Annotated in this window: 25 protein-coding genes; 11 read left to right on the top strand and 14 right to left on the bottom strand. The window is 58.1% G+C overall.

The window, feature by feature from the left end; genetic code table 11:
• Positions 1–328 precede the first annotated feature (328 nt).
• Positions 329–1006: a DUF4197 domain-containing protein gene (locus AUK77_RS02730; RefSeq protein ID WP_296125826.1), complete on the bottom strand. Its 678-nt coding sequence runs from the start codon at positions 1004–1006 to the stop codon at positions 329–331.
• A gap of 211 nt (positions 1007–1217) precedes the next feature.
• On the opposite strand from AUK77_RS02730, the gene AUK77_RS02735 reads away from it, so the two are divergent.
• Positions 1218–2678 (top strand): lytic transglycosylase F, encoded by a 1461-nt coding sequence (locus AUK77_RS02735; protein ID WP_296125942.1) that lies wholly within the window; start codon positions 1218–1220, stop codon positions 2676–2678.
• Position 2679: 1 nt separating this feature from the next.
• Here the strand turns inward: AUK77_RS02735 and AUK77_RS02740 are convergent, their stop codons facing one another.
• Together AUK77_RS02740 and plsB are read right to left on the bottom strand one after the other, a co-directional pair.
• Positions 2680–2901: a hypothetical protein gene (locus AUK77_RS02740; RefSeq protein ID WP_296125827.1), complete on the bottom strand. Its 222-nt coding sequence runs from the start codon at positions 2899–2901 to the stop codon at positions 2680–2682.
• A 212-nt stretch (positions 2902–3113) separates the two neighbouring features.
• A complete protein-coding gene (gene plsB, locus AUK77_RS02745) occupies positions 3114–5597 on the bottom strand; it encodes a glycerol-3-phosphate 1-O-acyltransferase PlsB (protein WP_296125829.1) in 2484 nt (827 codons plus the stop codon).
• Between the two features lie 369 nt (positions 5598–5966).
• Between plsB and AUK77_RS02750 the strand changes: the two genes are divergently transcribed.
• The 3 genes from AUK77_RS02750 to AUK77_RS02760 all read left to right on the top strand — a co-directional run bounded on the left by AUK77_RS02750 (position 5967) and on the right by AUK77_RS02760 (position 9511).
• Positions 5967–7298 carry a porin gene (locus AUK77_RS02750; RefSeq protein WP_296125831.1) on the top strand — a complete coding sequence of 444 codons (1332 nt, stop codon included), beginning with the start codon at positions 5967–5969 and terminating at the stop codon, positions 7296–7298.
• 85 nt (positions 7299–7383) lie between these two features.
• Positions 7384–8301, top strand: a complete 918-nt coding sequence (locus tag AUK77_RS02755; RefSeq protein ID WP_296125833.1) for a ParB/Srx family N-terminal domain-containing protein — start codon at positions 7384–7386, stop codon at positions 8299–8301.
• Positions 8302–8383: 82 nt separating this feature from the next.
• Positions 8384–9511: a GNAT family N-acetyltransferase gene (locus tag AUK77_RS02760; RefSeq protein WP_296125835.1), complete on the top strand. Its 1128-nt coding sequence runs from the start codon at positions 8384–8386 to the stop codon at positions 9509–9511.
• A gap of 21 nt (positions 9512–9532) precedes the next feature.
• On the opposite strand, the gene AUK77_RS02765 is transcribed toward AUK77_RS02760, so the two are convergent.
• The 3 genes from AUK77_RS02765 to AUK77_RS02775 are packed head-to-tail and all read right to left on the bottom strand — an operon-like array spanning position 9533 to position 11852.
• A complete protein-coding gene (locus AUK77_RS02765) occupies positions 9533–10087 on the bottom strand; it encodes a peptidylprolyl isomerase (protein WP_296125837.1) in 555 nt (184 codons plus the stop codon).
• A gap of 12 nt (positions 10088–10099) precedes the next feature.
• Complete coding sequence (locus AUK77_RS02770) at positions 10100–10912, bottom strand: alpha/beta hydrolase (RefSeq protein WP_296125838.1); 813 nt, start codon at positions 10910–10912, stop codon at positions 10100–10102.
• Between the two features lie 13 nt (positions 10913–10925).
• On the bottom strand, positions 10926–11852 hold the full coding sequence (locus AUK77_RS02775) for a LysR family transcriptional regulator (RefSeq protein WP_296125840.1): 927 nt from the start codon (positions 11850–11852) through the stop codon (positions 10926–10928).
• Between the two features lie 84 nt (positions 11853–11936).
• On the opposite strand from AUK77_RS02775, the gene AUK77_RS02780 reads away from it, so the two are divergent.
• The 3 genes from AUK77_RS02780 to rarD all read left to right on the top strand — a co-directional run bounded on the left by AUK77_RS02780 (position 11937) and on the right by rarD (position 14584).
• On the top strand, positions 11937–12251 hold the full coding sequence (locus AUK77_RS02780) for a 3-phosphoglycerate kinase (RefSeq protein ID WP_296125842.1): 315 nt from the start codon (positions 11937–11939) through the stop codon (positions 12249–12251).
• A gap of 145 nt (positions 12252–12396) precedes the next feature.
• The gene (locus AUK77_RS02785; protein WP_296125844.1) at positions 12397–12996 is read left to right on the top strand and encodes an FMN-dependent NADH-azoreductase; all 600 of its coding nucleotides are present in this window, start codon (positions 12397–12399) and stop codon (positions 12994–12996) included.
• A 682-nt stretch (positions 12997–13678) separates the two neighbouring features.
• Positions 13679–14584, top strand: a complete 906-nt coding sequence (rarD, locus tag AUK77_RS02790; protein WP_296125846.1) for an EamA family transporter RarD — start codon at positions 13679–13681, stop codon at positions 14582–14584.
• Here rarD and AUK77_RS02795 read toward each other — a convergent pair.
• Entirely contained in the window at positions 14574–15227 is a 654-nt protein-coding gene (locus AUK77_RS02795; protein WP_296125848.1) for a 7-cyano-7-deazaguanine/7-aminomethyl-7-deazaguanine transporter, read from the bottom strand. The genes rarD and AUK77_RS02795 overlap by 11 nt on opposite strands.
• A 233-nt stretch (positions 15228–15460) precedes the next feature.
• Between AUK77_RS02795 and AUK77_RS02800 the strand changes: the two genes are divergently transcribed.
• Positions 15461–16810 carry a DEAD/DEAH box helicase gene (locus AUK77_RS02800; RefSeq protein WP_296125850.1) on the top strand — a complete coding sequence of 450 codons (1350 nt, stop codon included), beginning with the start codon at positions 15461–15463 and terminating at the stop codon, positions 16808–16810.
• A gap of 53 nt (positions 16811–16863) precedes the next feature.
• On the opposite strand, the gene AUK77_RS02805 is transcribed toward AUK77_RS02800, so the two are convergent.
• Positions 16864–17844 carry a zinc-dependent alcohol dehydrogenase family protein gene (locus AUK77_RS02805; protein ID WP_296125851.1) on the bottom strand — a complete coding sequence of 327 codons (981 nt, stop codon included), beginning with the start codon at positions 17842–17844 and terminating at the stop codon, positions 16864–16866.
• A gap of 159 nt (positions 17845–18003) precedes the next feature.
• On the opposite strand from AUK77_RS02805, the gene AUK77_RS02810 reads away from it, so the two are divergent.
• A complete protein-coding gene (locus AUK77_RS02810; protein WP_296125853.1) occupies positions 18004–18732 on the top strand; it encodes a transporter substrate-binding domain-containing protein in 729 nt (242 codons plus the stop codon).
• Positions 18733–18734: 2 nt separating this feature from the next.
• On the opposite strand, the gene AUK77_RS02815 is transcribed toward AUK77_RS02810, so the two are convergent.
• Positions 18735–20957 carry an LTA synthase family protein gene (locus AUK77_RS02815; protein WP_296125855.1) on the bottom strand — a complete coding sequence of 741 codons (2223 nt, stop codon included), beginning with the start codon at positions 20955–20957 and terminating at the stop codon, positions 18735–18737.
• A 203-nt stretch (positions 20958–21160) separates the two neighbouring features.
• Positions 21161–21349 carry a hypothetical protein gene (locus tag AUK77_RS02820; RefSeq protein WP_296125856.1) on the bottom strand — a complete coding sequence of 63 codons (189 nt, stop codon included), beginning with the start codon at positions 21347–21349 and terminating at the stop codon, positions 21161–21163.
• A gap of 312 nt (positions 21350–21661) precedes the next feature.
• Here AUK77_RS02820 and AUK77_RS02825 point away from each other — a divergent pair, with 312 nt between their 5' ends.
• Both AUK77_RS02825 and AUK77_RS02830 read left to right on the top strand, forming a co-directional pair.
• Positions 21662–22504 (top strand): S1-like domain-containing RNA-binding protein, encoded by an 843-nt coding sequence (locus AUK77_RS02825; protein ID WP_296125858.1) that lies wholly within the window; start codon positions 21662–21664, stop codon positions 22502–22504.
• An 83-nt stretch (positions 22505–22587) separates the two neighbouring features.
• Positions 22588–22923 carry a hypothetical protein gene (locus AUK77_RS02830; RefSeq protein WP_296125860.1) on the top strand — a complete coding sequence of 112 codons (336 nt, stop codon included), beginning with the start codon at positions 22588–22590 and terminating at the stop codon, positions 22921–22923.
• 1 nt (position 22924) lies between these two features.
• On the opposite strand, the gene AUK77_RS02835 is transcribed toward AUK77_RS02830, so the two are convergent.
• From AUK77_RS02835 to AUK77_RS02850, 4 genes are all read right to left on the bottom strand, one after another.
• A complete protein-coding gene (locus AUK77_RS02835; RefSeq protein ID WP_363079355.1) occupies positions 22925–23308 on the bottom strand; it encodes an abscisic acid-deficient protein Aba4 family protein in 384 nt (127 codons plus the stop codon).
• A 158-nt stretch (positions 23309–23466) separates the two neighbouring features.
• Positions 23467–24129 carry a peptide-methionine (S)-S-oxide reductase MsrA gene (gene msrA, locus AUK77_RS02840; protein WP_296125861.1) on the bottom strand — a complete coding sequence of 221 codons (663 nt, stop codon included), beginning with the start codon at positions 24127–24129 and terminating at the stop codon, positions 23467–23469.
• 2 nt (positions 24130–24131) lie between these two features.
• Positions 24132–24647, bottom strand: a complete 516-nt coding sequence (msrB, locus tag AUK77_RS02845) for a peptide-methionine (R)-S-oxide reductase MsrB (RefSeq protein ID WP_296125863.1) — start codon at positions 24645–24647, stop codon at positions 24132–24134.
• A 106-nt stretch (positions 24648–24753) separates the two neighbouring features.
• On the bottom strand, positions 24754–25746 hold the full coding sequence (locus AUK77_RS02850) for a GGDEF domain-containing protein (protein ID WP_296125864.1): 993 nt from the start codon (positions 25744–25746) through the stop codon (positions 24754–24756).
• Between the last annotated feature and the right edge of the window lie 89 nt (positions 25747–25835).

Consider the following 25835-nt stretch of genomic DNA (forward strand, 5'->3'; position numbering starts at 1 on the left):
GATCGTGACGCGTTCTTCAATGCTGAGTTCGTGATAGGACATAGGGCCGACACCTTACCGAAAGGTTCAGGTGTTGCACTCAGTTTCCGCGGCCGCCCGGTCTTTTGCCGTCTTGATCATTTCTTCCAAGTAGTAGTTGGTGGCGCTGGTGTTGAGAAATTTAGCCATGGGTCTTCCTTGGGCTTCTGGACTTTACGGTCGGGCGGTGGAGTTTAAGCGAGCTAGGCTGACCGACAAAGAGTTTGGCTAGCGCATCCAGTTCTGACTTGGTGTCGCATAAAAAAGCCAGACCTCACAGCCTGGCTTTTTCACATCTACGTCACCCTTCTTACAAAGCCCCAAACACCTTTTTAGCCAAGCTAGTCGCCGCACCAGCCGGGTTTTCACGGATGCTGGCTTCCTGTTCCGCGATCATGGCAAACAGACCATCCAGCGCCTGCTCGGTTACATAGTTCTCGATATTCGCGCTTTTCGCATCGATCACGCCAAAGCTCGCGGCTTGGCCGGCGAAGCTGTTGTATTGCTTGGCCAGGCCGACCTGCGCGGTGGCTTGTTTGACGATGGGCAGGAACTTGGCGCGCAGTTGCTCGCGGCTGGTTTTGTTCAGGTATTGGGTGGCGGAGTCCTGCGGGCCGCTGAGGATGCTTTTGGCGTCTTGCACGGTCATTTTCTTCACGGAGTCGAGCAGCAGGGCTTGTGCTTGCGGCACGGCGGCTTCGGCGGCTTTGTTCATGCTCGCTTCAAGCTGATCCACCTGCGCGCCCATGCCCATCATTTTCATGGTCTTGGCGGCTTTGCCGAGGTTGCCCGGCAGTTCGATGCGCACGTCTGGGTTGTTGCTGAAACCACCGGGTTTACCCAGTTGCTGCACGGCCACTTTAGCGCCTTGGCTGAGGGCATCTTTGAGGCCACCGCTGGCATCGCCCTGGGTTAGGTCGGCGAGGGAGAGGGCCATGGCACTAGTGGAAAGCGCTAAGCCGGCAGCCAGGGTCAGTAGACGAAGCATGATGAGCATCCTTGTGGGTGAGGGGCAGGAACTGGAGCTTAACGGAGAGTGGCCCCCCAAACCACATACACAAATGACGGATGCCTGGCGCCAATACAGGGCCTGAGCCAGTATTGATGAGAGCTGACGCAGCAGGCCGGATAACTCAGGCGGGGGAGTGTGGATGAGAGGGCGTTTGGGGATGGGCAGTGCACTGTTGGTCGGGGTGCTGATGGCGGCGGTTTCGTTGTCGGCACAGGCGATTGCGCTCGACTGGCTGGCGGTTGAACTGGATGAGGCTGAAGAGGCCGAAGTGGAAGAACTGGTGTTGCCAGTGCCGGATGACTGGATTGGCGACTTCGATGGCATGCGTGAGCGCCGTTTGGTGCGGGTGCTGGTGCCGTATAGCAAAACCTTCTTTATGGTCGACCGTGGCCGTCAGCAGGGCATCAGTTATGAATTGGGTAAAGCGCTGGAGGTGTGGCTGAACCGGCATCACCCGTACCCGCAAAAGTCGCTGCGCTGGCAGGTGATGTTTATTCCGGTGGCGCGTAACGAATTGATGCCCAAGTTGCTCAGTGGCGGCGGTGATATAGCCGCCGGGGGCCTGACGATTACGGAAGGGCGGCTGCATACGGTGGACTTTGCCGCGCCATTTTCCAGCAATATCCGTGAAGCGGTCATCACTGGGCCGTCCAGCGCAGCGCTGAGTCGGCTGGAGGACTTGTCCGGGCAAGAGGTGACCGTACGCGCCTCCAGCAGCTACTTCGAGCATTTGGTGGGGATTAACCGGCAGTTCAAGGCGCGCGGGTTAAAGCCGATCAAAATCATCCCCGCGGATGAAAATCTGGAATCCGAAGACCTGCTGGAAATGCTCAACGCCGGCTTGCTCAATGCCGTGGTGGTGGACCGCTACATCGCCGAGGCCTGGAGCCCGCTGTATACCCGGTTGAAGATCCATGACAGTTTTTATATCCGTGAGGGGGCCGAATTCGCCTGGGCGATTCGCAAGAGCAGCCCGCTGTTCAAGCAGGAACTGGCGGCGTTTGTGGATAAGCACAAAGCAGGCACGGCATTTGGTAACAACCTGCGCAATAAGTACGTGAAAAACAGCACGCGTGTGCTGAACGCCGCCAGCGAAGCTGAGCTGGCAAAGTTCAATGCGTTGGTTCATTTATTCGAGAAGCATGCCGGCACCTATGACTTCGATCACCTGATGTTGATGGCTCAGGGGTATCAGGAGTCGCAGCTCAATCAGGCTGCGCGTAGCCCACGCGGTGCGGTGGGGATTATGCAACTGTTGCCCAGTACCGCTGCAGACCCGGTGGTGGGCATCAGGGGCATCGACAAAAGTGCGGATAAAAACATTGAGGCCGGCAGCAAGTACATGCGTGTGCTGGCCGATAAATACCTCAATGACCCCGAGCTGACGCCGATGAATCGCACCCTGCTGAGCTTTGCTGCGTACAACGCCGGGCCCGGCAATTTGCGCAAGTTTCGCCGTTTGGCGGAGAAGTCCGGCTTGGACAAGAACGTCTGGTTTGGCAACGTCGAACATTCAGCCGCGCGAGTAGTGGGGCGCGAGACGGTCGATTATGTCGGCAATATCTACAAGTATTACGTGGCTTACAAACTGGCCGAAGCCAAGAACCGCACCCGTCAGGAGCTGACGCAAAAGTCCGCGCACCCTTGAATCAGGTGGCGTCGCTTAGCCGCTGCAGTTCACGGCGCACCATCTGTGCATAGGTCGCGGGTTTGAGAGCGTACAACTCCGCGGCGACCCAACTCAGCCAGCGCCCGCCCAGCTCGGGCTTGGCCGCCAGCAGGCGCTGGGCTTCAGCTTCTGCGCGAGCCTGGTTGGCCTGATGAAACTCGGCGCGGGAGTGTTTGTGGGTTGGGTCGTTGTCTGGAGGCATGGCGTTCGCAGGACTTGGGGCTGTGTAGGGAGGATCGGGGCGCGCAGCTGACGCTTTATCCATCCACCAAATCGTAGGGTGGATGAAAAGAGCGTCATCCACCCTACGGTTATGCAAGTCTCGCAGAACGTAGGCGCGGGCTATGCCCGCGATGACCACGCTAGGCATGTGCCTTATTTGTGGTCATGGGCCGCTCCTACAATTCCCCTGACTTACACCGGCTCGGCGACATCCTCGTTGCGGTCCATGGCCACTTGACGGATCGACAGGCGAATCTCCGCCGGCAGCACGCGTTTGGCCGCGCCTTCGGCCAGTTCGCTGAGCAACGGGTGGTGGCTGAGTTTGCCGGCTTCATCCTGACGCAGCACGCCTTGATCCAGCAGGCTCTGGATAAAGTGGCGGAACAGGCTCTTGTCGAAAAACTCCGGGGCATTCAGGCCATGCAGGATCGACAGGCGCTGGGCCATCACGGTGCAGAGGTCTTCCAGTTCTTCGGCGCTGATGGCGTTCTGCCCGGCGTTAAGCAGCAGGGCGGTGGCCATGTAGAAACGCTGTAGGGTCTGCACGATGGCGCGGGCCAGCAGGGTCAGCAGGACGAATTCGCGCGAGCTGGGCGCCGGGCGCACGTACATGTCGCCATCCAGCTTGAGCAGGCCTTGTTCGACAAAGGCGGCCAGCCACTGATCGACCACGGCGTCCAGTTCGTCGAGGTTCCAGCGGATAAACAGCTCGGACTGCAGGTAGGGATACAGCGCGCGGGTAAAGCGCAAAATCTGCTCGCGGTTCATCCGTGCGCTGCTCTGGAAGAAGCTCGCCAGCAACGCCGGCAGGGCGAAGATGTGCAGCACGTTGTTGCGGTAGTAGGTCATCAGAACGGCATTCTGCTCGTCCAGATAGAGGATCTTGCCGAGGGCATCCTTTTGTTCGGCGAGCAGGTCCATCTTCTGCACGTATTCGATCAGCGCCTGGCCGTTGCCGTCTGGCAGGGTGGTGTGCGGCGAATAGGGCACGCTGCGCAACAGGGCCAGGTACAAGTCGAGCACCCGTGACAGGGCGCGCTCGTCCAGCGCCAGTTTGCTGGTGGAAAGTAGCGCCAAGGCCACCAGATTGACCGGGTTGATCGCCGCGGCTTCGTTGAGGTGCTGGGCCACGCGCTCGCCGAGGCGGCCGGTGGTTTCATTCAGCCACGCCGGGCGGAACTGGGTGCCGTAATCCTGCTCGCGCCAGTCGGGCTGCTCGCCGTCGAGGAATTCCGCCAGCTTGATCGGCTCGCCAAAGTTCACCCATACATGACCGAAACGCTGCTTAAGCGCGCCGATGACCTTAAAGATGTCGAAGATCGACTCTTTCTTCTTGCTCGCGCCGCGCAGCTCGCCCAGGTAGGTGCGGCCTTCCAAAACGCGCTCGTAGCCGATGTACACCGGCACGAACACCACTGGCAGGCGGTTGCTGCGCAAGAAGCTGCGCACGGTAATGGCCAGCATGCCGGTTTTCGGTTGCAGCATGCGGCCGGTACGCGAACGCCCGCCCTCGACGAAGTACTCCACCGGGAAGCCTTTGGTGAAGAGGGTGTGCAGGTATTCATTAAACACTGCGGTATACAGCGGGTTGCCCTTGAAGGTACGGCGCATAAAGAACGCGCCGCCCCGACGCAGCAGGCCGCCAATCACCGGCATGTTGAGGTTGATGCCCGCAGCGATGTGCGGCGGCGTCAGGCCATTGCGGAACAGCAGGTAGGACAGCAGCAGGTAGTCGATATGGCTGCGGTGGCAGGGCACATAGATCACCTCGTGGCCCTGGGCGACTTCCTGCACGCCCTCGATATGGTTGACCTTGATGCCGTCGGAGATCTTGTTCCAGAACCAGCTCAGCACCAGTTCAAGGAAGCGAATGGCGGTGTAGGTGTAGTCCGAGGCGATTTCGTTGCCATAGCGCAGGGCCTGGCTTTCAGCCTTCTCCAGGCTGATGTTCTCGCGTTCGGCTTCTTCGATGATCGCCTGGCGCACCTGCGGGCCATGCACCAGGCCTTTGACCAGGTTGCGCCGGTGCGACACGTCCGGGCCGATCACGGCGGCCTTCTGATTGCGGAAGTGCACGCGCAGGATGCGTTGAACCATGCGCAGGGTGCGCTCGTGGCCTTTGTCCTGCTCGACCAGCTCGCGCAGATGGATCGGCGTGGAGAACTGCACGCGGGTCTTGCGGCCGAGGATCAGGATGCTGACCAGGCGGCGCAGTCGCCCTGTAACCGCCCAGCTGTCGGCGAACAGCAGCTTCCACGGGCTGGTTTCACGGTCCGGCGATTGGCCCCAGAACACGCTGACCGGGATGATTTGCGCATCGTCCACGGCCTGTTGGCTCAGTGCGCTGACCAGGCGTTGCAAGGTCGGCGAGATGCCGCGCTTGTCCTGGCGGCCCAGCCAGCTCGGCTCCGGCGTTAGATAAAAGAACGCAGCAGGTTCCAGCAAATCGCCCACCGCCACCGGCAAGATCGGCCGTGGTAGGCCGGCTTTGCGGCATTCGGTGTCGACCACCGCCAAATCACTCGTTGAGGGCTGCTGCAGCACATAAAACACCGGCTTGCTGCGGTCGAGCTTGAGGGTAAAGGCGGATTGGTTGATGGTTTCAGAGCGCACCCAGAGGTACAGCATGCGGCGCAAGATGCCAAAGACGAGGCGGCGGAGCGGAGATCGGGACATACGGAGTCTGCAGGCTTGAAAGCGAGCACGTGCTCGGGGCGCGTAGTGTGCCGGATCGTTCCGCTTGCGGCAAAAATCTTCTGGTGGGTTTAGCACAATCAGCGGCGGGTGGTTTAACGCATTCACCGCGCGGCCTCGTCACATGCGTGAAGTTGCTCGTGACAACACCCGAAAGCATCGCTATCAAGCCATAAGCCGACCCTGGGCTGTCTGGTTATATGTAAAGGAAGTAAAAAGTTCCGTTGTCATCAAATATTCATATAACAGCAATTGAGCTGAAATAACCCCCCGCCAAGATTCCCTCCAGCACGAACGAGCCCTAGCGCTCGGGTGTTTTCAACACTTAACGTCCATTTAGAGGAATCTTCGATGATCCGTAAGCACAGCTTTCGTGGAGTAATGGCCGGCTTCGCTACCAGCGCCCTGGCCCTGGCCGTTTCCGCCCAGGCTTTCGCTGGTACCGTTACCACTGACGGCGCCGATATCGTGGTCAAGACCAAGGGTGGCCTGGAAGTAGGCACCACCGACAAAGCATTTTCCTTCAAAATTGGCGGCCGCCTGCAGGTGGATGCTGACAGCTTCGATGGTTTGTATACCGCAAACGGTAACCGCGCGGACGAAACGTATCTGCGCCGCGCCCGTCTAGAAATTTCTGGTGTTGCCTACAAAGATTTCGAATACACCTTCAACCGTAATTTCGGCGACAGCGGTACCGATGACGATTGGGATGAAGCATCCATTTCTTACACTGGTTTCAAGCCTGTGACGCTGACCATTGGCCGGATGGATCCAACTTTCGGTCTTGAAGAGGCTGTCAGCTCAAAGTGGATCACGGCCATCGAGCGCTCGGCCATCTATGATCTTGCGCCCTGGGTCAACGACCATATGAATGGTGAAGGCGTTCGTTTGCGCACAACCTTGGGTGACGTATTCCATGGGGAATTCGGTGCATACCGTCAAAACCTCGGCGATGACAACGAGTTCTTCCAAAACGAAGATGGCGAGAACAACCATGCTTTCGTTATGCGTGGCGTGTTTGCACCGATCGTCGAAGCGGATCAGGTTCTTCACTTTGGCCTCAACTACGCCACGCGTGACGTAGAAGAAGGCTATCGCGAACGCATTCGTTCACGTCTGTCCGTACGCGGCACTACTGAAGACACTGTAAACGGCAATCGCGGCACCTATGGGGATGCCTTTTTGGACGGTGATGACAGTGCTTATAGCCTGGAAGCCGCTTACATGATGGGCCCATTCTCCGTCCAGGGTGAGTACCTCAGCCGCACTGCGGAGGGTTCCGAGGCGCTGAACGGTAATGACAAAGACTTGGAGGCATCCGGCTACAACGTACAGCTGGCCTACACCCTGACTGGCGAATCGCGTAGCTATAAACTCGATGGCGGTAAGTTTGACAAGATCAAGCCAAACGATAAGCAGTTGGGCGCTTGGGAAGTGTTCTATCGCTATGACAACATTAGCGTAGATGAAACCCCTCGACTGCCGGCCGGTGCTATTGCAGGGCTGACCGCAGATAGCATCGATGCTGGTGCCAAAGTGCATACTTTGGGTGTGAATTGGTATGTCAACGAAGCCGTCAAGATTTCTGCCAACTACCTGAAAGCTAGTGCCGACGATATTGAGAACGCCAATGGCGATGATGATGGCGATGCAATAAGCCTGCGAGCTCAGTACGTGTTCTAAGTAACACCGCTCAACTGCTGCTCCTATCTTTAAGCCCCGCCTAGTGCGGGGCTTTTTTTCGCAATTTTTATGTGGGGAAGGACCGATGCGCGTTTGTGCTGTGTTGCTACTGATGGCGGGTATGAGTGCTGCGGCTGTGGCTGAGGATTACCGTGCGGCCAAACCGGGTGAGTTGTTGCAGGTGCGCCTTGAACAGTTGCACCCGACCCAGGCCGTGGTGGGTTATGACCAGATTTTTTACAAACTCGGGCGTTTTGCCAAAGAGCCGAACAAACTCTTCGATGAGTACTGCGAGGGCAATGGCCAGGGCGAAAGCAGTAAGGTGCCAAAGGGCGCCAATCTGCATCAGCCGGACAGCTTCAGTTGCCAGGGCGCAGTGGCTTCACGCAGCAGTGAGATGAAAACTGTGGTGGTCGGCCCAGAGGGTAAGTTGTACCTGACCGATGGTCACCATACGTTCACCACGTTGTGGGAGCAGCCCGAAGGCGGCGCCAAGCTGCAGATGTGGGTCAAGGTGACCGACAACTTCAGCGATAGCGCGGATCTGGCCAGCTTCTGGCAGCGCATGCAGGCCGCGCGCAAGGTCTGGCTCAAGGATGGCCAAGGTCAGGTGATTACACCGGAGCAGATTCCAGCGCAGCTTGGCCTGGCCAATCTGGGCGATGATCCCTACCGCGCGCTGGTGTATTTCACCCGCGAGGTGGCCTACGACAAACCGCGTTCGGGCGACGTGGCCCCTGAGTTTCTCGAGTTCTACTGGGGCAACTGGCTGCGTGGCCAGCTCAATCTGAGTGAGTACGACCTGCGCGACAAAGGCGACTACCGCGACGCGATTGGCGAGGCAGCCAAGCTGATGGTAGCGCTGCAGGCTGACAGCCCGGTGGGTGACAGCGGCTTCAAGGCGGCTGAGCTGGGCGGCTACTCCTCCGTCGACCGCAAGGAAATGAGCAAGATGGCCAGCAAGAAACTGCCGTATATGGTTGCCTACAAGGCCACTCGCTGACACGGTCATATCGCGCCAGGCAAGGTGTCTGGCGCTGGGCTTGGCGCTATAGTGCAGCCTTGCCCGAATCACCGAGCTACCGATGTTGCCTACCTGCCTGAACTCCATCCATGAAATTGCCGCCAGTCAGTGGGACGCGCTGCTGACTGATGCGCAGCCTTTCTTGCGCCACGCCTTTCTCGCGGCACTGGAAGACAGTGGCAGTGTGGGCGGGCGCTCGGGCTGGCAACCGGCCCATGGCGTATTAGCAGATGCTCAGGGGCAGGTGTTGGCAGCGATGCCGAGCTATGTGAAAAGTCACTCCTATGGTGAGTACGTATTCGACCACGCGTGGGCTGATGCCTGTTCCCGCGCGGGTATCGACTATTACCCCAAGCTGTTGGCGGCGATCCCCTTTTCGCCGGTAAGCGGCCCGCGCTTGCTGGGTGCGCCGGCCGCAGTTGGGCAACTGTTGGATGAGCTGACCGCCAACTTAGAGGTGCAGGGGCTGTCCAGCCTGCACATCAACTTCACCACCGAGGCTGAGCATGCATTGCTGAGGGGGCGCGAAGGTTGGCTGGAACGCTTGGGCTGCCAGTTTCATTGGCATAACCGTGGCTATCGCGATTTTCAGGATTTCCTCGACACGCTCAGCTCGCGCAAACGCAAGCAGATGCGCAAGGAACGCGAGCAGGTCGCCGGGCAAGGCATTGAATTCGAATGGCGCGAAGGCCATCAACTGAGTGAGGCCGAGTGGGATTTTGTCTACCTGTGCTACGCCAACACCTACCGTGTGCGCGGCCAGTCGCCGTACTTGACCCGCGCCTTCTTCAGCCTGCTGGCCGAGCGCATGCCGCAGATGATTCGCGTGGTGCTGGCGCATCAGGCGGGTAAGCCCGTGGCCATGGCCTTCAGCCTCATCGGTGGCGACAGTTTGTATGGGCGCTATTGGGGCTGTTTAGCCGAGTTCGATCGGCTGCATTTCGAGACGTGTTTCTATCAGGGTATGGAATACGCCATCGCCCATGGCGTGCAGCGTTTCGATGCCGGGGCGCAGGGCGAGCATAAGTTGATTCGCGGCTTTGAACCGGTGATCACCCATTCCTGGCACTACCTCTGCCATCCGGGCCTGCGCGCGGCGGTGGCGAACTTCCTCGCCGAAGAACAGCAAGGTGTGCGTGGCTACGCCGAACAGGCGCGCAGCCTGTTGCCTTATCGCCAGGCGGATTGATCACCCGCCTGGCAGGCCCGATTACAGGCGTTTGGCTTCGGTGATCAGCACCGGCTCGCGCGGGACGTTCTGATGGCCGCCACGGTTGGCGGTTGGCACTTGGGCGATTTTGTCGACCACGTCCATGCCTTTGACCACTTTGCCGAACACCGCGTAACCGAAATCACGCGAGCCGTGGTCGAGGAAGGCGTTGTCTTTGTGGTTGATAAAGAACTGGCTGGTGGCCGAGTCGCGCACCTGGGTACGGGCCATGGCTAGGGTGCCGCGTACGTTGTGCAGGCCGTTGTCGGCTTCGTTCTTGATCGAGGCTTGAGGGTCTTTCTGCTGCATGTCGGCATCGAAGCCACCGCCCTGCACCATAAAGCCCGGAATCACGCGGTGGAACTGGGTGCCGGCGTAGTAGCCGCTGTCGACATAGCTGAGGAAGTTGGCGGTGCTGATGGGGGCTTTTTCAGCATCCAGTTCGATCTCGATTTCACCGAGGCTGGTGGTCAGCAGCACTTTTGGGTTTTCTGCGGCCAGCAGGCTGCCAGCAAACAGGACGGAGCAGGCGGCGAGGGTAAGCGTCTTGAACATACAGGGAGATCCTTATTGTGGTTTAGCGGTTGAGGCGGCCTGGTCGACTTCTGCAAGGAAGGTCAGCAGGCTGCTGTTGAACTGTTCGGGTTGGTCCATCGGTGTGGCATGGCGTGAGTCTTCAATCACCAGTAGACGAGCGTTAGGCATTTCATCGACATAGGCCTGTTTGAGTGCCACCGGGGTGTAGTCACGGTCTGCGGTGACCACCAGTGTCGGACAAATAATGCGGCTCAGACGTTCCCGCACGCCCCAGCCGATAATCGCATCGAGGCTGGCCAGGTAAGCGCGTTTGTCGTTTTGCGGCCAGCGTTGGCGGATTTTCTGCCGCAACTCTTCCTGCTCTGGCTTGGGGAACAACAGCTTGCCCAAGGCTTTGGCAATGGTATCGAGGCTGAGCAAGCGCGACAGGCTCCAGCGTTTGGCGATTTCTACGTAATCACGCAGGCTCTTGGCTTTGACTTCCGGGCCGCTGTTGACGATGCACAGGCTCTTGAGCAGTTCCGGGCGATCGACGCCCAGTTGAAAGCCGATCATGCCGCCCATGGAAATACCCACCAGATGCACGGGTGGCAGGTGCAGGTGTTCGATCAACGCCGCTACATCCTCGGCAAAATCCTGGATGCTGTAGCGCTCGTGCGGTTTGTCGGAACGGCCGTGACCGCGCACATCCAGGGCAATCACCCGGTAGTGACGCGCGAGTTCGGGGATCTGGTATTCCCAGTCGCGGGTACTGGAACCAAGGCCATGCACTAAAACCAGCGGTGCGCCGTGACCGTATTCCTCGTAGTGCAACTGGCAACCGTCGTAATCAAAAAATGACATCTGGCGCAATCTCTCAGTTGGAGGGCAAGGGCGCAGCGAAGGCTGCATGCAATGGAATGGCGTCGAAGCGCTGGATCAGCTCGATCATAATCTGTGTGGCTGGGCCGAGCGGTTTGTCCTTGTTGGAATACAGGTAGAAACGCGGATTACGGCGTGCGCCTTGATCCAGTGGCAGCGGTTTGAGCAGGCCATCGGCCAGTTCACGTTCGATCAGGTGGCGCGGCAGCCAGGCAAAGCCCAGGCCGCTGCTGACAAAGGTGGCGGCGGTGGCCAGGCTGCCGACCGTCCAGCGTTGTTCAGCGCCGAGCCAGCCAACATCCTTGGGTTGCTGGCGGCCGGAGTCACGAATGACCACCTGCATCTGGGTTTCCAGATCCTGAAAGGTGACCACGCGTTGCAGGCGGTGCAGGGCGTGGTCGGGGTGGGCCACGGCCATAAATTCCACGGTACTCATCTCTGCGCCCAAAAAGCCGGGGATGTTCAGCGCGCTGATGGCCAGATCTGCACTGCCATCTTTAAGCACTTCCTCAACGCCCGACAGCACCTCTTCGCGCAGGCGTACTCGGCAGCCACGGCTTTGCGGCATAAATGCGGTGAGTGCGCGCACCAGCCGCGCGTTGGGGTAGGCGGCATCGACCACCAGGCGCACTTCGGCTTCCCAGCCTTGCTCCATGTGGTGCGCGAGGTCTTCCAGTTGGCTGGCCTGTTTAACCAGTTGCCGCGAGCGGCGCAGCAGCACATTGCCCGCTTCGGTGAGCACCGCTTTGCGCCCATCGATACGCAGCAATGGTACGCCCAGTTGTTCTTGCATACGCGCCACGGTGTAGCTCACCGAGGATTGTGAGCGGTGCAGCACTTCGGCGGCTTGGGCAAAGCCGCCGTGGTCAACCACCGCTTGCAAGGTGCGCCATTGATCAAGGGTGACGCGGGGGGCTTTCATATTCTTTTTCCGTACACGGGTTCTTGGGTGCACACGTCGGCGTAATCGCCCTAAACTGGCTTCTTTTGGCCGGAGACTGCCCTGATGAAACAACTCTGTTGCGCGCTGCTGGTCTGCTTACCCATGACGGCCATGGCCTACTCGATTGAGGTGGAAAAACAGCTCAACGGTGCCGAAGTGTCCGCCACTTCACAGGAAGTCGACCACAACATGGGCGCGTTACAGCTTTATAACTACGGCAGCAGCGATGCGAAGTGCACCGCCATTTTCCGCAGCGGCCCTGAAGCGCCGCGCACCCGCCGCGTCACTCTGCCGGCTGGTGAAAGCCACAACCTGACGTTTAAATCCAATCGCAGCATCATCAAGCTGCGCATCAAGCTGACCTGCGAGTTGCTTTAGCCTGACTCTGGTCAGAGACTAAGTCGCCATCCTTTATAAATCAATCTAGTCGATTGTTTTGTGCTGCTTTTTGCGCTTTTTAATCAGTTGTGTTGTTTGTACGCTGTGCCCATCGACGTTCTCACCCTCCGATGGAGCACGCAAAATGACCAAGGTTCTGGTAATTGAAAGCAGCGCCCGCCAGCAAGGCTCGGTGTCTCGCCAGCTAAGTCAGCAATTTATCGCTAATTGGCAGAGTGCCCACCCGGCCGATGCGATCCATGTGCGCGACTTGGCGGTTGATCAGGTGCCGCACTTGGATGCCAACCTGCTGGGCGGTTGGATGACGCCGGCCGAGCAACAAAGCGACGCCGAGCGCGTAGCGCTGGCGCTGTCCAATCAACTGACGGATGAACTGCTGGCTGCCGATGTTCTGGTGCTGGCCGCTCCGATGTACAACTTCGCCATCCCCAGCACGCTCAAAGCCTGGTTTGACCATGTGCTGCGTGCCTGCGTGACCTTCAAATACACCGAATCCGGCCCGCAAGGGCTACTCAGCGGCAAACGTGCTGTTGTCCTCACCGCCCGCGGTGGCATCTATGCCGGCGGTGCGCAGGACCATCAAGAACCCTACCTGCGTCAGGTACTGGCTTTTATTGGCATTCACGATGTCAGCTTTATTCATGCCGAGGGCCTTAACCTCAGCCCTGAGGCTTACGAACAAGGGCTGAATCAAGCGCTGGCGCAACTGACCACGGTTGCCTAAAGGACTCCACTTCTCGTATCGATGCTCTGTTTGATGCGACCAGGCGCTTAGCGCCTGGTTTTTTGTTTCTGGCCTTCAATGAATTGGCTTTTCCATGTGTGTCATGCGCTCTACTTCTCTGCAGTCAAACGGCATGGTGGTGCCACATCTGCATAGCCTCTTGTTCATGGGCGGGGCACCCAAAGGCTGTTGCGTTGGCGGTGTCTTGGCGGGGTTCGCTGCGCCAAATGGCTCATGCGTAGCGTTCTGCTCACTGTTTTGGCCACTGTGATCGGTGCTTGCGAGAGGTTCTTCAACGGGGCGCGCATTGCTGAACGCGCTGTTCACGGGTGTCAGCGATTCGCCGGAAACCGCGCCATGAGCCGCCGTGTGGCGATCATCATCGACCAGTGCGGCTGCGATGATCGGCACGGCGATCAACGGCTTAGCCTGTTGCCGGACGGTCAAGGCAGGCGGTTGTAACTGGCAGTTCAATCGTGCCAGTTCAACCGTTCCCTACCTCTGCTAGGCTCGCCAGCCATACTGCAATGTGACGGCAGGCCGTCTGCGGTTCGTCCTGCGTTTGTCTTTACGTTTTTTCACCGCCGTTGTCAGCTTACTTGTACGCGTGCTTCAGCGCGGCAGCAGACTGGTGCGGCGTTTTGCGCGTCTGGCTTAGCAGTTCAGACGCTAAGGTTTATTGATGAATTTATCCGGACGCGGTGTAGCGCTGTCGATCGCCGCATCAGGGCTGTTTGCGCTGGTGCCTGGCTATGTGCGCTTGTTGGAGCCGCTGGACGGCTTGCAGGTGTTTGCCCAGCGGGTGTTGTGGTCATTGCCGGCGGTGTTGCTGCTGGTCACGTTGATGCGGCAATGGCCGTTATTGCTGGCCGCGTGCGCGCGGGTCAGGCGCGAGCCCTGGCTGTTCGCCAGTTTGCCGCTGGCGGCCCTGTTGATGGGCATTCAGTGGGCGCTGTTTGTCTGGGCACCGCTGGCGGGGCGTATGTTGGAGGTGTCGCTGGGCTACTTTCTCTTGCCGTTGGCCATGGTCTTGGCCGGGCGGGTATTTTATGGCGAACGCCTGCGCCCATTACAGCGCTTGGCCGTGGCCTGCGCCTTACTCGGTGTGGCCCATGAACTGTGGCTGACCCAGGCATTCTCTTGGGTGGTGCTGGTCACTGCGCTGGGCTACCCGCCGTATTTCATGCTGCGTCGCTGGATGCGTCTGGATGCGTTGTCCGGGTTTGTCTTCGAGATGCTGTTTATGGCGCCGGTGGCCATCTGGCTGGTGCTGCAGTGGGGGCCGGCAGATCTGTTCAGCCAAGCGCCACAACTCTGGTGGTTGCTGCCGGGGTTGGCGCTGCTTAGCTCGTTGGCCTTTGCCGCCATGATGGCGGCCAGCCGTTTGCTGCCTCTGGGGCTGTTCGGCATTCTCAGTTATGTCGAGCCGGTGCTGTTGTTCTTGGTGGCGCTGGTGTTTTTGGGCGAGCAGTTCAACAGCGCACAATGGCTGACGTATATCCCGATTTGGCTGGCGGTGCTTTTGGTGGGTTGGGACAGCACGCGCCTGCTGCTCAAGCAGGCGCGTCAGGGCAGGCTCAGCGAGTAGCCTGAGCGCGTCCGGCCAGCATGCGTAATATGGCATTGAGCAGTACACCGTAGAGCGGCACGAACAGCAGCAAGCTGACCACCAGTTTGACACCGTAATCGACCGTGGCGATTTCCACCCAATGTTCGGCCATAAACGGGTTGCTGCTGTTCCAGAATGCCACCGAGAAGAACGTGAAAGTGTCCAGCAGGTTGCCCAAAATCGTGGAGACGGCTGGCGCTACCCACCACAGTGACAGCTTGCGCAAACGGTCAAACACCTGAATGTCGAGGATCTGCCCCAGCACGTAGGCAAGGAAGCTGGCGATGGAGATACGCAGCACAAACTCGTTGAACTCAAGCAGTGCAGCAAAACCGCGAAAGCTGGCTTCCTGAAACAACACTGAAACGCTGTATGAAATCAGCAAGGCCGGCAGCATGACTTGGGCGATCACCAGGCGTGCATGACGTTTGCCGAGCAGGCGCACGGTCAAATCAGTGGCCAAGAAGATGAACGGAAAGCTGAACGCTCCCCAGGTGGTGTGCCAGCCGAACAGGGTAATCGGCAACTGCACGAGGTAGTTGCTGGCAGTGATGATCAGGATGTGAAACAGCACAAGCGTGACCAGCGCCATTCGCAGGCGCTGAGCAGGAATCAGGGACATGGCATGACCTTTTTGCTGGATGGGGTTAGGGAACCCATGCCGTTCGGGATTGAACAGCGGCGCGCATTCTACTGGCGCAAGGCCGCGTTTGAGTAGTGAACTGACAAAAGGAGCCTGTTTGCCGCCGTGTCAGACCGGCGGCCCTGCACCTTTGGCCAGGCCGTTCGGGCTTTTAGGCGGCAGAACCGGTAATCTATGCCGCTGTATTGCTGATTTTTTGTCGAGGTATACCCGTGTTTTCCCAATTCGCCCTGCATGAACGCCTGCTCAAAGCCGTGGCCGAGCTTAAATTTGTCGAGCCCACCCCGGTGCAGTTGGCGGCCATTCCGCTGGCGCTGCAAGGAAAAGACTTGCGGGTTACCGCGCAAACCGGCAGCGGCAAAACCGCGGCTTTTGTGCTGCCGATGCTCAATCGTCTGCTGGGCGATGGCGCTTCTCAGCCACGCATGAGCGTGCGTGCGATGATCCTGCTGCCGACCCGCGAGCTGGCGCAGCAGACCCTCAAGGAAGTCGAGCGTTTCGCTCAGTTCACCTTCCTCAAGGGCGGGTTGATCACCGGTGGTGAAGATTTCAAAGTGCAGGCTGCCATGCTGCGCAAGGTCGACATCCTGATCGGCACGCCTGGCCGTCTGATCGAACACGCCAATGCCGGCAACCTGCTGCTTGATGAAGTTGAAGTGCTGGTGCTCGACGAAGCCGACCGCATGCTCGACATGGGCTTTGCCGAAGACGTGCAACGCCTCGGTGAGTTGTGCAATGCCCAGCGGCAAACCCTGCTGTTCTCCGCCACCAGCGGCGGCGCGGCGCTGCGCGAAGTCGTCGGCAATGTGCTGAAAGACCCTGAGCACCTGCAACTCAACCGCGTCAGCCAACTGAATGAAGGCACTCGTCAGCAAATCATTACCGCTGACCATAACCATCACAAAGAGCGCTTGGTCGAGTGGTTGCTGAAAAACGAGACCTACGACAAGGCGATCATCTTCACCAATACCCGCGTCCAGGCCGACCGCCTGTATGGCAAGTTGGTCGCGCACGATTTCAAAACCTTTGTGTTGCACGGCGAGAAAGACCAGAAGGATCGCAAGCTGGCGATTGACCGCCTCAAGCAAGGCGCGGTGAAGATTCTGGTGGCCACCGATGTGGCGGCGCGTGGCCTGGATGTCGACGGCCTGGATCTGGTGATCAACTTCGATATGCCGCGCTCTGGCGACGAATACGTTCACCGTATCGGCCGCACCGGCCGTGCTGGCGCTGAAGGTCTGGCGATTTCGCTGATTTGCCATAACGACTGGGCGCTGATGTCGAGCATCGAGCGTTACCTCAAGCAGCGTTTCGAACGGCGCAATATCAAGGATCTCAAGGGCATCTACCAAGGCCCGAAAAACCTCAAGGCGTCCGGCAAGGCCGTTGGCCCGAAGAAGAAAAAAGTCGACCCGAAAACCGGTAAGAAGCTGGTGAAAAAACCAGCGGCCAAAGCACCGAGCAAGCGCAACACCATCAATAAGCCAAAGGCTGATGCGCCAGTGCTGGTCAGTCAGGACGGTTTGGCACCGCTCAAGCGTCGCACGCCGGCCGCTGAGTAAGTGTCTGTTTGAATAACGGCGGATAGGCTTATCCGCCGTTACGTTCTCAAGGTTTACTTCGGCACGATCAGAATTTTACCGTCACGCTCGCCACCGGCAGCGGCGGCAACTGCTTGCTTGATCTCGCTGAGGTCATAGGTGGCGGCCACGCGGGTCTGCAGTTTGCCGCTGGCAATCAGTTGCACCAACTCGCCAAAGACTTTCATCTGCTCGGCCTGGCTGGCGTTCTGGAACCATTTGGCCAGCCAGAAACCGCGCAGGCTGACATCGCGGAAGACGAATGACGAGGGTGATACCTGGCACGGCTGACGGCTCATCATGCCGTAGTTAACCAGTACGCCACCCTCACACAGGCTTGCGGCCAGGTGATCAGTGGCTTCACCGCCCACTGCATCAATACCCAGGCGCACACTGGCACTGCCTGTGGCTGCGCGCACGCGCTTGGCCAGGTCCGGGCCGTCTACGAGCACCACATCGCCACCCTCGGCTTCAACACCGGCAACGGCTGATTCACGGCGCACCACGTTAATGGTTTTGAAACCACGCAGCTTCGCCAGTTGGATCAGGTAGCTACCAACGCCCGAGTTGGCTGCGTTTTGAATCACCCAGTCGCCTGGCTTGAGGTCAACGAATTGGCTGAGCAGCAGCGAGGCTGTAGGCGGATTGACCGTGAGCATGGCCAACTGCTGCGGATCTGCTTCCGGCAGTGGGATCAGTTTGCTGGCCGTGGCGTTGAGGTGGCTGACCCAGGTGCCGCAGCCAACCGGCAACAGCACCATTTGGCCGACTTTGAGGTTGCTTACATCAGCCCCCAAGGCTTCGACACGGCCCACGCCTTCGTTACCGCCAACGGCAGGCAGCGGGGGTAGCAGGCCGTATTCGCCGGTCAGGGTCAGAACATCGGAGGGGTTGATGGGCGCGGCCAAGACTTTGATGCGCGCTTGGCCGGCTTCAAGCTCGGGCAGGCTCAGTGCAACGGCTTCGATCACTTCTTGGGGTTGTGGGCCGCGATGCTGATATTCGGCTTTAAGCATGACTATTCTCCAGGGCTTGATTGGCTCAAATGAGTGCGCAGAGTCTAGCCCTGTGTGGGTATCGGGCGGCTAATTCGACTCAATCGATTTCAGTGATGAAGATGCGCGCAGTGTGCTGTCATCCCGCTATGCTGCTTAAGCACTTTTACGAGTATTGCCATGAAGTGGTTGTGGATGTGGGTACTGCTTTTCATCAGTCTGACTGCTTCGGCGCAAAGCCTACGGTTTGGTTTTGGCACGCACAAACCGCCGTACATTTATGAAAATCAGGCGCGCGGTTTGGAATATGACATCGTCCTGGCGGCCGCCAGCTTGGGTGGGCTCGAGGTTGAGCCCTACTACGCGCCGATGGAGCGTCTGAGCATGATGATGCGCAAAGGCCAGTTGGATGCCATGGCCACCACCAATGAGCTCAATGGCGACAGCCCGTTTTATTCGGATGTGTATATCCGCTATCAAAATGTCGCGGTGGCCCTGCGCTCGCGAAACCTCACGATCGAGCGCATCAGCGACCTGACGGCTTATTCAGTGAATGCCTTTCAGCGTGCACGCGTCATGTTGGGAAGTGAGTATCAGACCATGGCTGAGAGCAACCCACGTTACCGCGAAGAAGCGTTTCAGATCGCGCGTAATCGCATGCTCTACAGCGGCCGGGTAGATGTGGTGGTGACCGATATGCGCATTCTGCGTTACTTCAACCTCGAGGTGCATACCCAGGTTGATGTCAGCCAGCCATTGACGATCTATCCGATCTTTCCGGTGACTGACTATAAGCTCGGTTGCCTGAAGCAGAGGGACTGCGAGCGTTTCAGTAAAGGTTTGGCGCTGTTGCGCAGCAGCGGTGATTACGCCCTTATCGAACAGCGTTACGAGTACGCGGCGCCCTGAGTTTAAGGCACCGCCAGTTCTGAATCAGGCCCTTCCTGGGCCGCGAGCAAATTCTCGTCGCTTTGCAGCGGCGTGCTGCGCACCGTGAAGTCAACAATCTCGATGGCACCAGATCCTTCGCCAAGCAAGTGGAAAGAGAACGCTTTGCGCGCTTCGGGATTGTCAAAGCTGAAGCTCAGCTCAATCGGCTTGTCGCGTGTCAGCAGTGGCAGCACCGGTATTGGCAGGGCGACATCGCGATCGTATTCCTTGGTTTTCAGATGTAGGCGCGCGCCATCAGGGTCTGCGCGCACGGCACGAATTTTCAGGGTTACGGTGGTTTGCGTATCGGCCGGAAGCGTCAGGTACTGCGCGCCAACCAAATTGTCAGTCCAGTCATCACCCGCTTGCGGGCTGAGTTTAAGCGGCTGCGGATGGGCAAACTGGTAGCTCTGTTCGTCTTGGCTACTGGTCAGTGATTGATCAAGTAGGCTGGCCCGTTGACTCATCAGGCGTGCGGCTTGCCCGCTGAAACGACCTAGATAGGCGGCGCTGTCAGCAATAAAGCCTTGGCTGGCATAGCGCCGGCAGATCTGCTGAAAGTCGCATTCGGTCAGCGTGCCCAGCCCGTCATGGTGACGAATCAGCCCGTTGGTGTAAGACATGATTTCCCGACCGCTGTTGTACTCGCGCAGCATGGAACGGCCGGAGATGTTGGCCGGTACAGGGAAGGCAAAGTAATCGAGCACCGTGGCCGTGAGATCAACTGCGCCATAGGTGCCCTGCTTGCGTGATGGTAAATCGGCCTGCTCGGGAGCGAGAAGCAGGTTGAAACCCCAAGCCGAGGCCAAGCGCACATTTTCCAGTCCATGCGACTCATCTGAGGTAACCATGACTAGGGTGTCTTTGAGCACGCCTTGAGCCTGCAGTGCATCAAGGAAATCGGCGACGGCGTCATCAAGGTAGGCAATGGCGGCGAGCTTGGCGGTCGGGTGGCGTTCCAGATAGGCCGGTGGTGCGGAGTAGGGTTGATGCGTGCCGACCGTCAGCAGTGTCAGCATCCACGGTTGTGGTTTCTGGCGCAGTTGCTGGATGTATGTCAGGGCACCTTCAAAGTACGCCTTGTCATCCATGCCCCAGGGGAACTCGATATAGGGTGTGTTGCGAAACCACTCGCGGCCGAGGGTTTTATCAAAGCCCATCTGCGGCATGATCTGGTCTTTGGCCATAAAGCGCAGCCCGGCGCCCTGCAGAAAATGTGTGCTCAAGCCGCGCTCACGCAACTGAGCGGGCAAGCATTGTTCGCTGCGGGCGGGGTTGTTCAGCAGTTCAAGACCTTTGGGTGTTCCGGAATCGAGCTTGTTGTAGTCGCCGCAGAGCATGGCGTACAGGCCACGGATGGTTTGATGGCCATGCAGTACATAGTCGCTGGTCAGCATGCCGCGCTCGGCCCATTGGCTTAGACGGGGCATAGGGTCTTCGTTGTAAGCGCTGCCAATCGCCTGGCGACTGGCTTGCAGGTAGGCGCCGGTCACGCCTTCCAGGGTGATGATCAAAACGTTACGAGCACTCCCTGCCTGGGCGAGCAGTGGTGTACCACTGAGGTCGAGTTGGTTGAGTGCGCGGATGTCAGGTGGGCTATTGGGCGTATCGCTCGCCAGTTGCTCAGCAATACTTTGTTGAAAACCGCTGGCCGTTTCTGCCAACAATTTGTGCGGCAAATTGAACTGCATCCATTGATCCGCCTCACTGGGTTTGGCCAGTTGCAAGGCCGCGTGAAGGCCTAGCAGGGCGAGCGGCAGAATCAGCCAGCGATTGGACAGGGGCGCGGCGCGCCGCGGCAATTGCCAGTAGCGCAAGCCTAAGTACAGGGCAATTAATGCCGCCATGGCCAGCGCGATCAAAGGGTGACTTAGGCCGCCGCCTTGGGTCGAGTGGCTGACGAACTGTGCATCAGTCAGAAATTGCAGATCAGCGGGCTCTGGCATGCGGCCCACGGCATTGACCAGCTCCGCCGTGCTCAAGTTGAACACGCTCCAGGTCAGCAGCACGGGTACGGCCAATAGCCACGATCGCTGATGAAGGCAAATCATCAGCGCAGCGCCCACGGCTAGGTCCGACAGATGCCCGTAGGCATGCGACCAGCCCAACATAAACCGGCTCAGCATCGGCAAGGCCAGCAGTAACAGTGCAAGAACAATCAGATTGCTGGCAGGGCGTTGCAGCCATTTACAGGTAGAGCGCACATGTACTCCCGGGGCATTTGCCATTTTCAGTCACGGCAACGCCGAATCAGCCGCACAATGCGGGCTGACATGATTCTGAAACAAGGATGTGTTATGCGCCAGAGGGGAGCTGTAAATGATTGAAACAGACGTGCGGGGAAGGGCGTTACTGTGCTGGCCAGCGCCTTGTCTGAATGAGCAAAGCGCTGTTAGACCAGGGCACGTTATTTTTTGCCGATGGTGATCTGCTTGGTGGTGCCGTACACCTGACCGCTCACGCCTTTGGCGATTTGCTGAATTTCGCCGCCGGATTTCAGGAAGGCTTCGATCTGCGCATCAATTGAAGCGCTGGTTTCAACGGCTGGAGCCGGCTTGGGTTTGCTGTTGGATGCTTTGATGCGCATGACGGCCATTAACCTGTTTAAAAATTAATTTGGCCGCGCATCGTACCTGAAAAGCTTGACAATTGCTTGGTAAATAAAGATCGGATGATGTTTTCGGTGAGTAAGTTATTTTTTAAACCTACGTTGTAACTGCCGGATATATCTCTATGTTTTGCTTTTTTAGGCCTGCTACGCAGCGCCGAATATTATGTGCGACCCCTCTGGGTTATTGGCGGCACCCAGGTGGGCGCGGGAAATGTCGGTCAAGGAGCTAGCGGTCATGCTGAGTAATTCCTAGGCGAGTCGGCTAGAATGCTGGGCTGGAAACGAGGGTAGGGCATCATGGCAGTAATTGGACGAATGAATAGTTTGCAGGTCGTGAAGCACACCGACTTCGGCCTGTATCTGGATGGCGGCGCAGATGGCGAAATCCTGCTACCTAAGCGCTACATTCCAAGCGATAGCCCAAGTGAAGTGGAAGACTGGTTAAACGTCTTCATTTATTTGGACAGTGAAGACAAATTGATCGCCACCACGGAAAAGCCAAAAGTTCAGGTGGGCGAATTTGCCAGTTTGAAAGTGGTGGATATAAATCGCGTGGGCTTATTCCTTAATTGGGGCCTGCCTAAAGATTTATTGCTGCCGCACTCCGAAGAAAAACGCCCGCTACAAGTTGGCGATTATTGCGTGGTGCATGTGTTTCTCGATAAACGCAGCAAACGCATCACCGCCACCGCTCGCCTGGACCGTTACCTGGACATTGCTCCGGTCACCTACAGCGCCGGTGAAGAGGTTGATCTGTTGGTGGTTGAAAGCACCGATATGGGCTTTAAGGCCATCATCAATGGCAAGCACTGGGGCCTAATCCATAAGAACGAAGCGTTCAAATTTCTTCGCTCGGGCATGCAGGAAAAGGGTTACATCAAAGAAGTCCGCAGCGACGGCAAGATCAGCCTGAGCCTGCAGCCGATAGGCGAAGACGTGCGTGACAGCCTGGCGGAACAGATCATGACCAAGCTGCGCGAGCAGGGCGGCAGTCTGGCGCTCAGCGACAAGAGCTCGCCTGAGGCGATCAGCGCTCACTTCCGGGCGAGCAAGGGCAATTTCAAGAAAGCCATCGGCGGGCTGTATAAGCAGGGCCGCATTGTGATTCATGCTGACCGCATTGAATTGCCGGGTAGTTAAGCGGAACCTCTCTGTCGGGGTGGTGATCTGATTAACTGGCATCGATACCCAGCGCGATGTCAGTTTTAACGGCCGAGGTGCTTATGTTGAATGTCCGCTGCATTGTTGGTTTGACGGCATTGCTGTTGAGCATGCCGCTGTATGCCGAACAACAGGCGTCGCAGCCGTTGCGTGTCATTCCGAAAAGCTACATCAGCCCCGGTGCTAGCGGCAGCATCGGCACGTATCAACAGATCGAAAGCCATACGTTGTATGGCGGGCAGCGCCTGCCGAGCGGCGTTCAGCGCAACGAACAGCGCTATGACAGTCAGACGCTAGAGCATCGCGGTGCCATTCAGCAGCGTATCGAGTACCCCGGCGGCTACTCGGTGCAGCAGTACCCCGGACAGAGCAGTCACACTCAAGAGCGCAGCCGCTGATTCAGGCGGCAACCGCTATGCCCCAGCGCAGGGCCAAAAACGTCAGTAAACCCAACGGGCCGAACATCAAGGTCAGCACGTAGCAGGGCAGCAGTGCCCAATGGCTGATTCCGGCGATGGCACCCTCATGGCGAATGTACAGCCCCACCATCAGGTCGAAGGCCAGAATGTGTACCCAGGCAGCCAAAGCGGCCGTGGGTTGGCGCAGTAATGACAGCACACCCCCGAGACTAAAAAACCTGGCCTGCCTGTGCCTGGTTCCGGGCGTTGGCGCATGGCAACAAACAGCAACCAGCTGTAGATGATGGCCAGCAAAACCACGCTTAGGCCCAGCACCAACTCGTCGGTGTAGTGCCAGAACGGCAGGCAGACGAGCATTAACCAGCCGGCTAGCGCAAGGAGTGAAGTGATTTGGAACAAGGGTTTCAACGGTGCCATGGTCTGATCACGCCTGAGTTGGGTGTCTGACCATAGCTGAATTAACGATGCCCGCGACGTTGTATGAGCGTCTGAATACTCGGGCATCAGCCGATTTGAGTGGGGTTACTTAGCTTTGCCCCACAGTTGCTCCAAGCGTTGATCGCGCCCACAACCATTGCGGTAGTAGTTGTAGCGCAGCGGGTTACGCAGGTAGTAATCCTGGTGGTAATCCTCGGCCGGATAAAACGTACTGACCGCCAATATTTCCGTGACCACGGGGCCTGGCAGGCGGGCTGAGTTCTCTAATGCTGCTTTGGAGGCTTCGGCCAGTTGCTGTTCTTGCGGCGTGCTGTAGAAGATCGCGCTGCGATATTGCGGGCCACGGTCGCAGAACTGCGCGTTCGGCGTTATCGGGTCGATGGTTGGCCAAAAGGCCTCGAGCAGTTGGGCGTAGCTGGTTTTGCTGGGGTCATAGCGCACGCGCACGGCTTCAATATGCCCACTGTTGCCGGCTGAAACCTGTTCGTAAGTCGGATTAAGCACATGACCGCCAAGATAACCCGACGTGGTTTCAAGCACGCCCGGCAACTTATCGAAGTCGGACTCAGTACACCAGAAGCAGCCGCCCGCAAAGATCGCCACGCCTGCGTTGGCCACTGCCGGTTTCTCGGTTGTAGCGACCGGCGCTTGCGCCGCGCTGGGTTCACAGGCCGCCAGCAGGCCGCCCAAAACAATCAGGCTGCTGGCCAATAAACGCTCTCGCCAGGTTTTAGTCGTTGAGTGCATGGTCAGCTCCGCAGCTCAGGCAGGGGCTCGCCTTGGGCAATAAAGCGCAAGGCCACACCGTTGTTGCACCAACGCTCGCCGCGCGGTTTTGGACCATCGTTGAACACATGGCCTTGATGCCCACCACAACGCGCGCAGTGATATTCGGTGCGCGGGAAGATCAGTTTGTAGTCCTGTTTGGTGCCGATATGGCCAGCGATTGGCTGGGTAAAGCTGGGCCAGCCGGTGCCGCTTTCATACTTGTCCTGGCTGGTGAACAGGGGCAGGTAGCAAGCTGCGCAGACAAATGTGCCGTCGCGGTGTTCATTGTCCAGCGGGCTGCTGCCGGGGGCTTCAGTGTCTTCTTCAAAGAGCACTGCATAGGCTTCATCGGAGAGTAGCGAGCGCCACTCGTCGTGTGGTTTGTTTAACGGTGTGACGGTGCTGGCGATAGCTTGCGCCAGGCTTGACTGGGTGTATCCGAGAAGCGGTAGGGTCGGCAGAAGCGCCAAACCCTTGAAGAGGGTGCGTCTTTTCATGGCGATGGTCTCAAGTAACGACGGCCTATAGACCAGGCTCACGCCAAGTTGTTACAGATGCACTGGCAAAAAGAAGGGGGGACGCGTGACACGCCGTTGCGGCCGCTCAGTGAGCGGCGAGGGGCTCATCAATCATGGCGCCATCTTCGATGATGATGCAGTTGCGTCCGGCTCGTTTGGCTTGATAAAGGCGCTGGTCGGCGCGTTGCAGCAACTCTTCCCAATGCTCACCGGCCCGCAGGATTGCACCACCGACCGACATCGTTACAGGTCCGCCTGGGCCTACGAGTTTTAGGCCAACCTGCTCTTGTAACTGCTGCGCGGCTGACAGAAGACCGGATCTGTTGGTATTGGGCAGCAGCAGGAGAAACTCCTCTCCGCCAAAGCGGAACAAGCGATCTTCTTTGCGTGAAGCCCTTTTGATCAGGTCGACAAAATCCACCAACACCTGATCGCCCGCCTGGTGGCCGTGGTTGTCATTGATTCGTTTGAAGTGATCCAAGTCCATGATCAACACGCCGTAGGGATTGCCGTGACGGTGGCTGAGCGAGGTGGCGATCTTCAACTCTTCATTCATTGCCCGGCGATTACGTGCGCCGGTGAGCGGGTCCTGAATGGCCAGTTGCTGCAGCAGATCGCGCTGGTTACGGGTGCGGTAGGCAAATATAAAGCTGAGAATGCCGGCCATCATGCCTGTGACTAAAAAAGACACCATCTGATAGTCACTTTCAAACACACGCTGGGGCTGCACTTTGCCGTAAATCATTAGCGTGGCTAAGACCAAAATCGTCGCCAGTAGCGCCTTGCCTGGCGTCACCATAAAGAAATTGAACAGGATCAGCGGGTAGATCCAGAACAGACCGTTAACGCCCAGGTTGATGGCGATAAGGGTGGCACCGGCAGAAAAGACAACCGCCAAGTACACGCCGGGCTTGACCGTGTCGCCGGTGCGCCAAGCATAAATAACGGCAATTACGGTCGAGAGCACAATGACGCTGTCCGTGACACCCACTAGATAGCTGCCACTGGCCAGTCGATAGATCGCATACGGGGTTATACCCACGACACCCAGTAAGCCCATCAGCGTGATGATGGACAATTGAAAATCGTGACGCAGGCGCCTGAATAAGCGCGATATCTGCATAAAGACTCGCTATCAGTGTGGTTTCTATTAGTTAAGCACGCGGC

The sequence above is a fragment of the Pseudomonas sp. Ga0074129 genome (genome assembly GCA_001465025.1).
GTDB lineage: Bacteria > Pseudomonadota > Gammaproteobacteria > Pseudomonadales > Pseudomonadaceae > Aquipseudomonas.

What these genes read in the sequence shown, in the direction of transcription:
- AUK77_RS02730 (WP_296125826.1), bottom strand. Translation starts at nt 1,006, where the DNA reads ATGCTTCGTCTACTGACCCTGGCTGCCGGCTTAGCGCTTTCCACTAGT.
- AUK77_RS02735 (WP_296125942.1), top strand. Translation starts at nt 1,218, where the DNA reads ATGGCGGCGGTTTCGTTGTCGGCACAGGCGATTGCGCTCGACTGGCTG.
- AUK77_RS02740 (WP_296125827.1), bottom strand. Translation starts at nt 2,901, where the DNA reads ATGCCTCCAGACAACGACCCAACCCACAAACACTCCCGCGCCGAGTTT.
- plsB (WP_296125829.1), bottom strand. Translation starts at nt 5,597, where the DNA reads ATGTCCCGATCTCCGCTCCGCCGCCTCGTCTTTGGCATCTTGCGCCGC.
- AUK77_RS02750 (WP_296125831.1), top strand. Translation starts at nt 5,967, where the DNA reads ATGATCCGTAAGCACAGCTTTCGTGGAGTAATGGCCGGCTTCGCTACC.
- AUK77_RS02755 (WP_296125833.1), top strand. Translation starts at nt 7,384, where the DNA reads ATGCGCGTTTGTGCTGTGTTGCTACTGATGGCGGGTATGAGTGCTGCG.
- AUK77_RS02760 (WP_296125835.1), top strand. Translation starts at nt 8,384, where the DNA reads ATGTTGCCTACCTGCCTGAACTCCATCCATGAAATTGCCGCCAGTCAG.
- AUK77_RS02765 (WP_296125837.1), bottom strand. Translation starts at nt 10,087, where the DNA reads ATGTTCAAGACGCTTACCCTCGCCGCCTGCTCCGTCCTGTTTGCTGGC.
- AUK77_RS02770 (WP_296125838.1), bottom strand. Translation starts at nt 10,912, where the DNA reads ATGTCATTTTTTGATTACGACGGTTGCCAGTTGCACTACGAGGAATAC.
- AUK77_RS02775 (WP_296125840.1), bottom strand. Translation starts at nt 11,852, where the DNA reads ATGAAAGCCCCCCGCGTCACCCTTGATCAATGGCGCACCTTGCAAGCG.
- AUK77_RS02780 (WP_296125842.1), top strand. Translation starts at nt 11,937, where the DNA reads ATGAAACAACTCTGTTGCGCGCTGCTGGTCTGCTTACCCATGACGGCC.
- AUK77_RS02785 (WP_296125844.1), top strand. Translation starts at nt 12,397, where the DNA reads ATGACCAAGGTTCTGGTAATTGAAAGCAGCGCCCGCCAGCAAGGCTCG.
- rarD (WP_296125846.1), top strand. Translation starts at nt 13,679, where the DNA reads ATGAATTTATCCGGACGCGGTGTAGCGCTGTCGATCGCCGCATCAGGG.
- AUK77_RS02795 (WP_296125848.1), bottom strand. Translation starts at nt 15,227, where the DNA reads ATGTCCCTGATTCCTGCTCAGCGCCTGCGAATGGCGCTGGTCACGCTT.
- AUK77_RS02805 (WP_296125851.1), bottom strand. Translation starts at nt 17,844, where the DNA reads ATGCTTAAAGCCGAATATCAGCATCGCGGCCCACAACCCCAAGAAGTG.
- AUK77_RS02810 (WP_296125853.1), top strand. Translation starts at nt 18,004, where the DNA reads ATGAAGTGGTTGTGGATGTGGGTACTGCTTTTCATCAGTCTGACTGCT.
- AUK77_RS02820 (WP_296125856.1), bottom strand. Translation starts at nt 21,349, where the DNA reads ATGGCCGTCATGCGCATCAAAGCATCCAACAGCAAACCCAAGCCGGCT.
- AUK77_RS02825 (WP_296125858.1), top strand. Translation starts at nt 21,662, where the DNA reads ATGGCAGTAATTGGACGAATGAATAGTTTGCAGGTCGTGAAGCACACC.
- AUK77_RS02830 (WP_296125860.1), top strand. Translation starts at nt 22,588, where the DNA reads ATGTTGAATGTCCGCTGCATTGTTGGTTTGACGGCATTGCTGTTGAGC.
- msrA (WP_296125861.1), bottom strand. Translation starts at nt 24,129, where the DNA reads ATGCACTCAACGACTAAAACCTGGCGAGAGCGTTTATTGGCCAGCAGC.
- msrB (WP_296125863.1), bottom strand. Translation starts at nt 24,647, where the DNA reads ATGAAAAGACGCACCCTCTTCAAGGGTTTGGCGCTTCTGCCGACCCTA.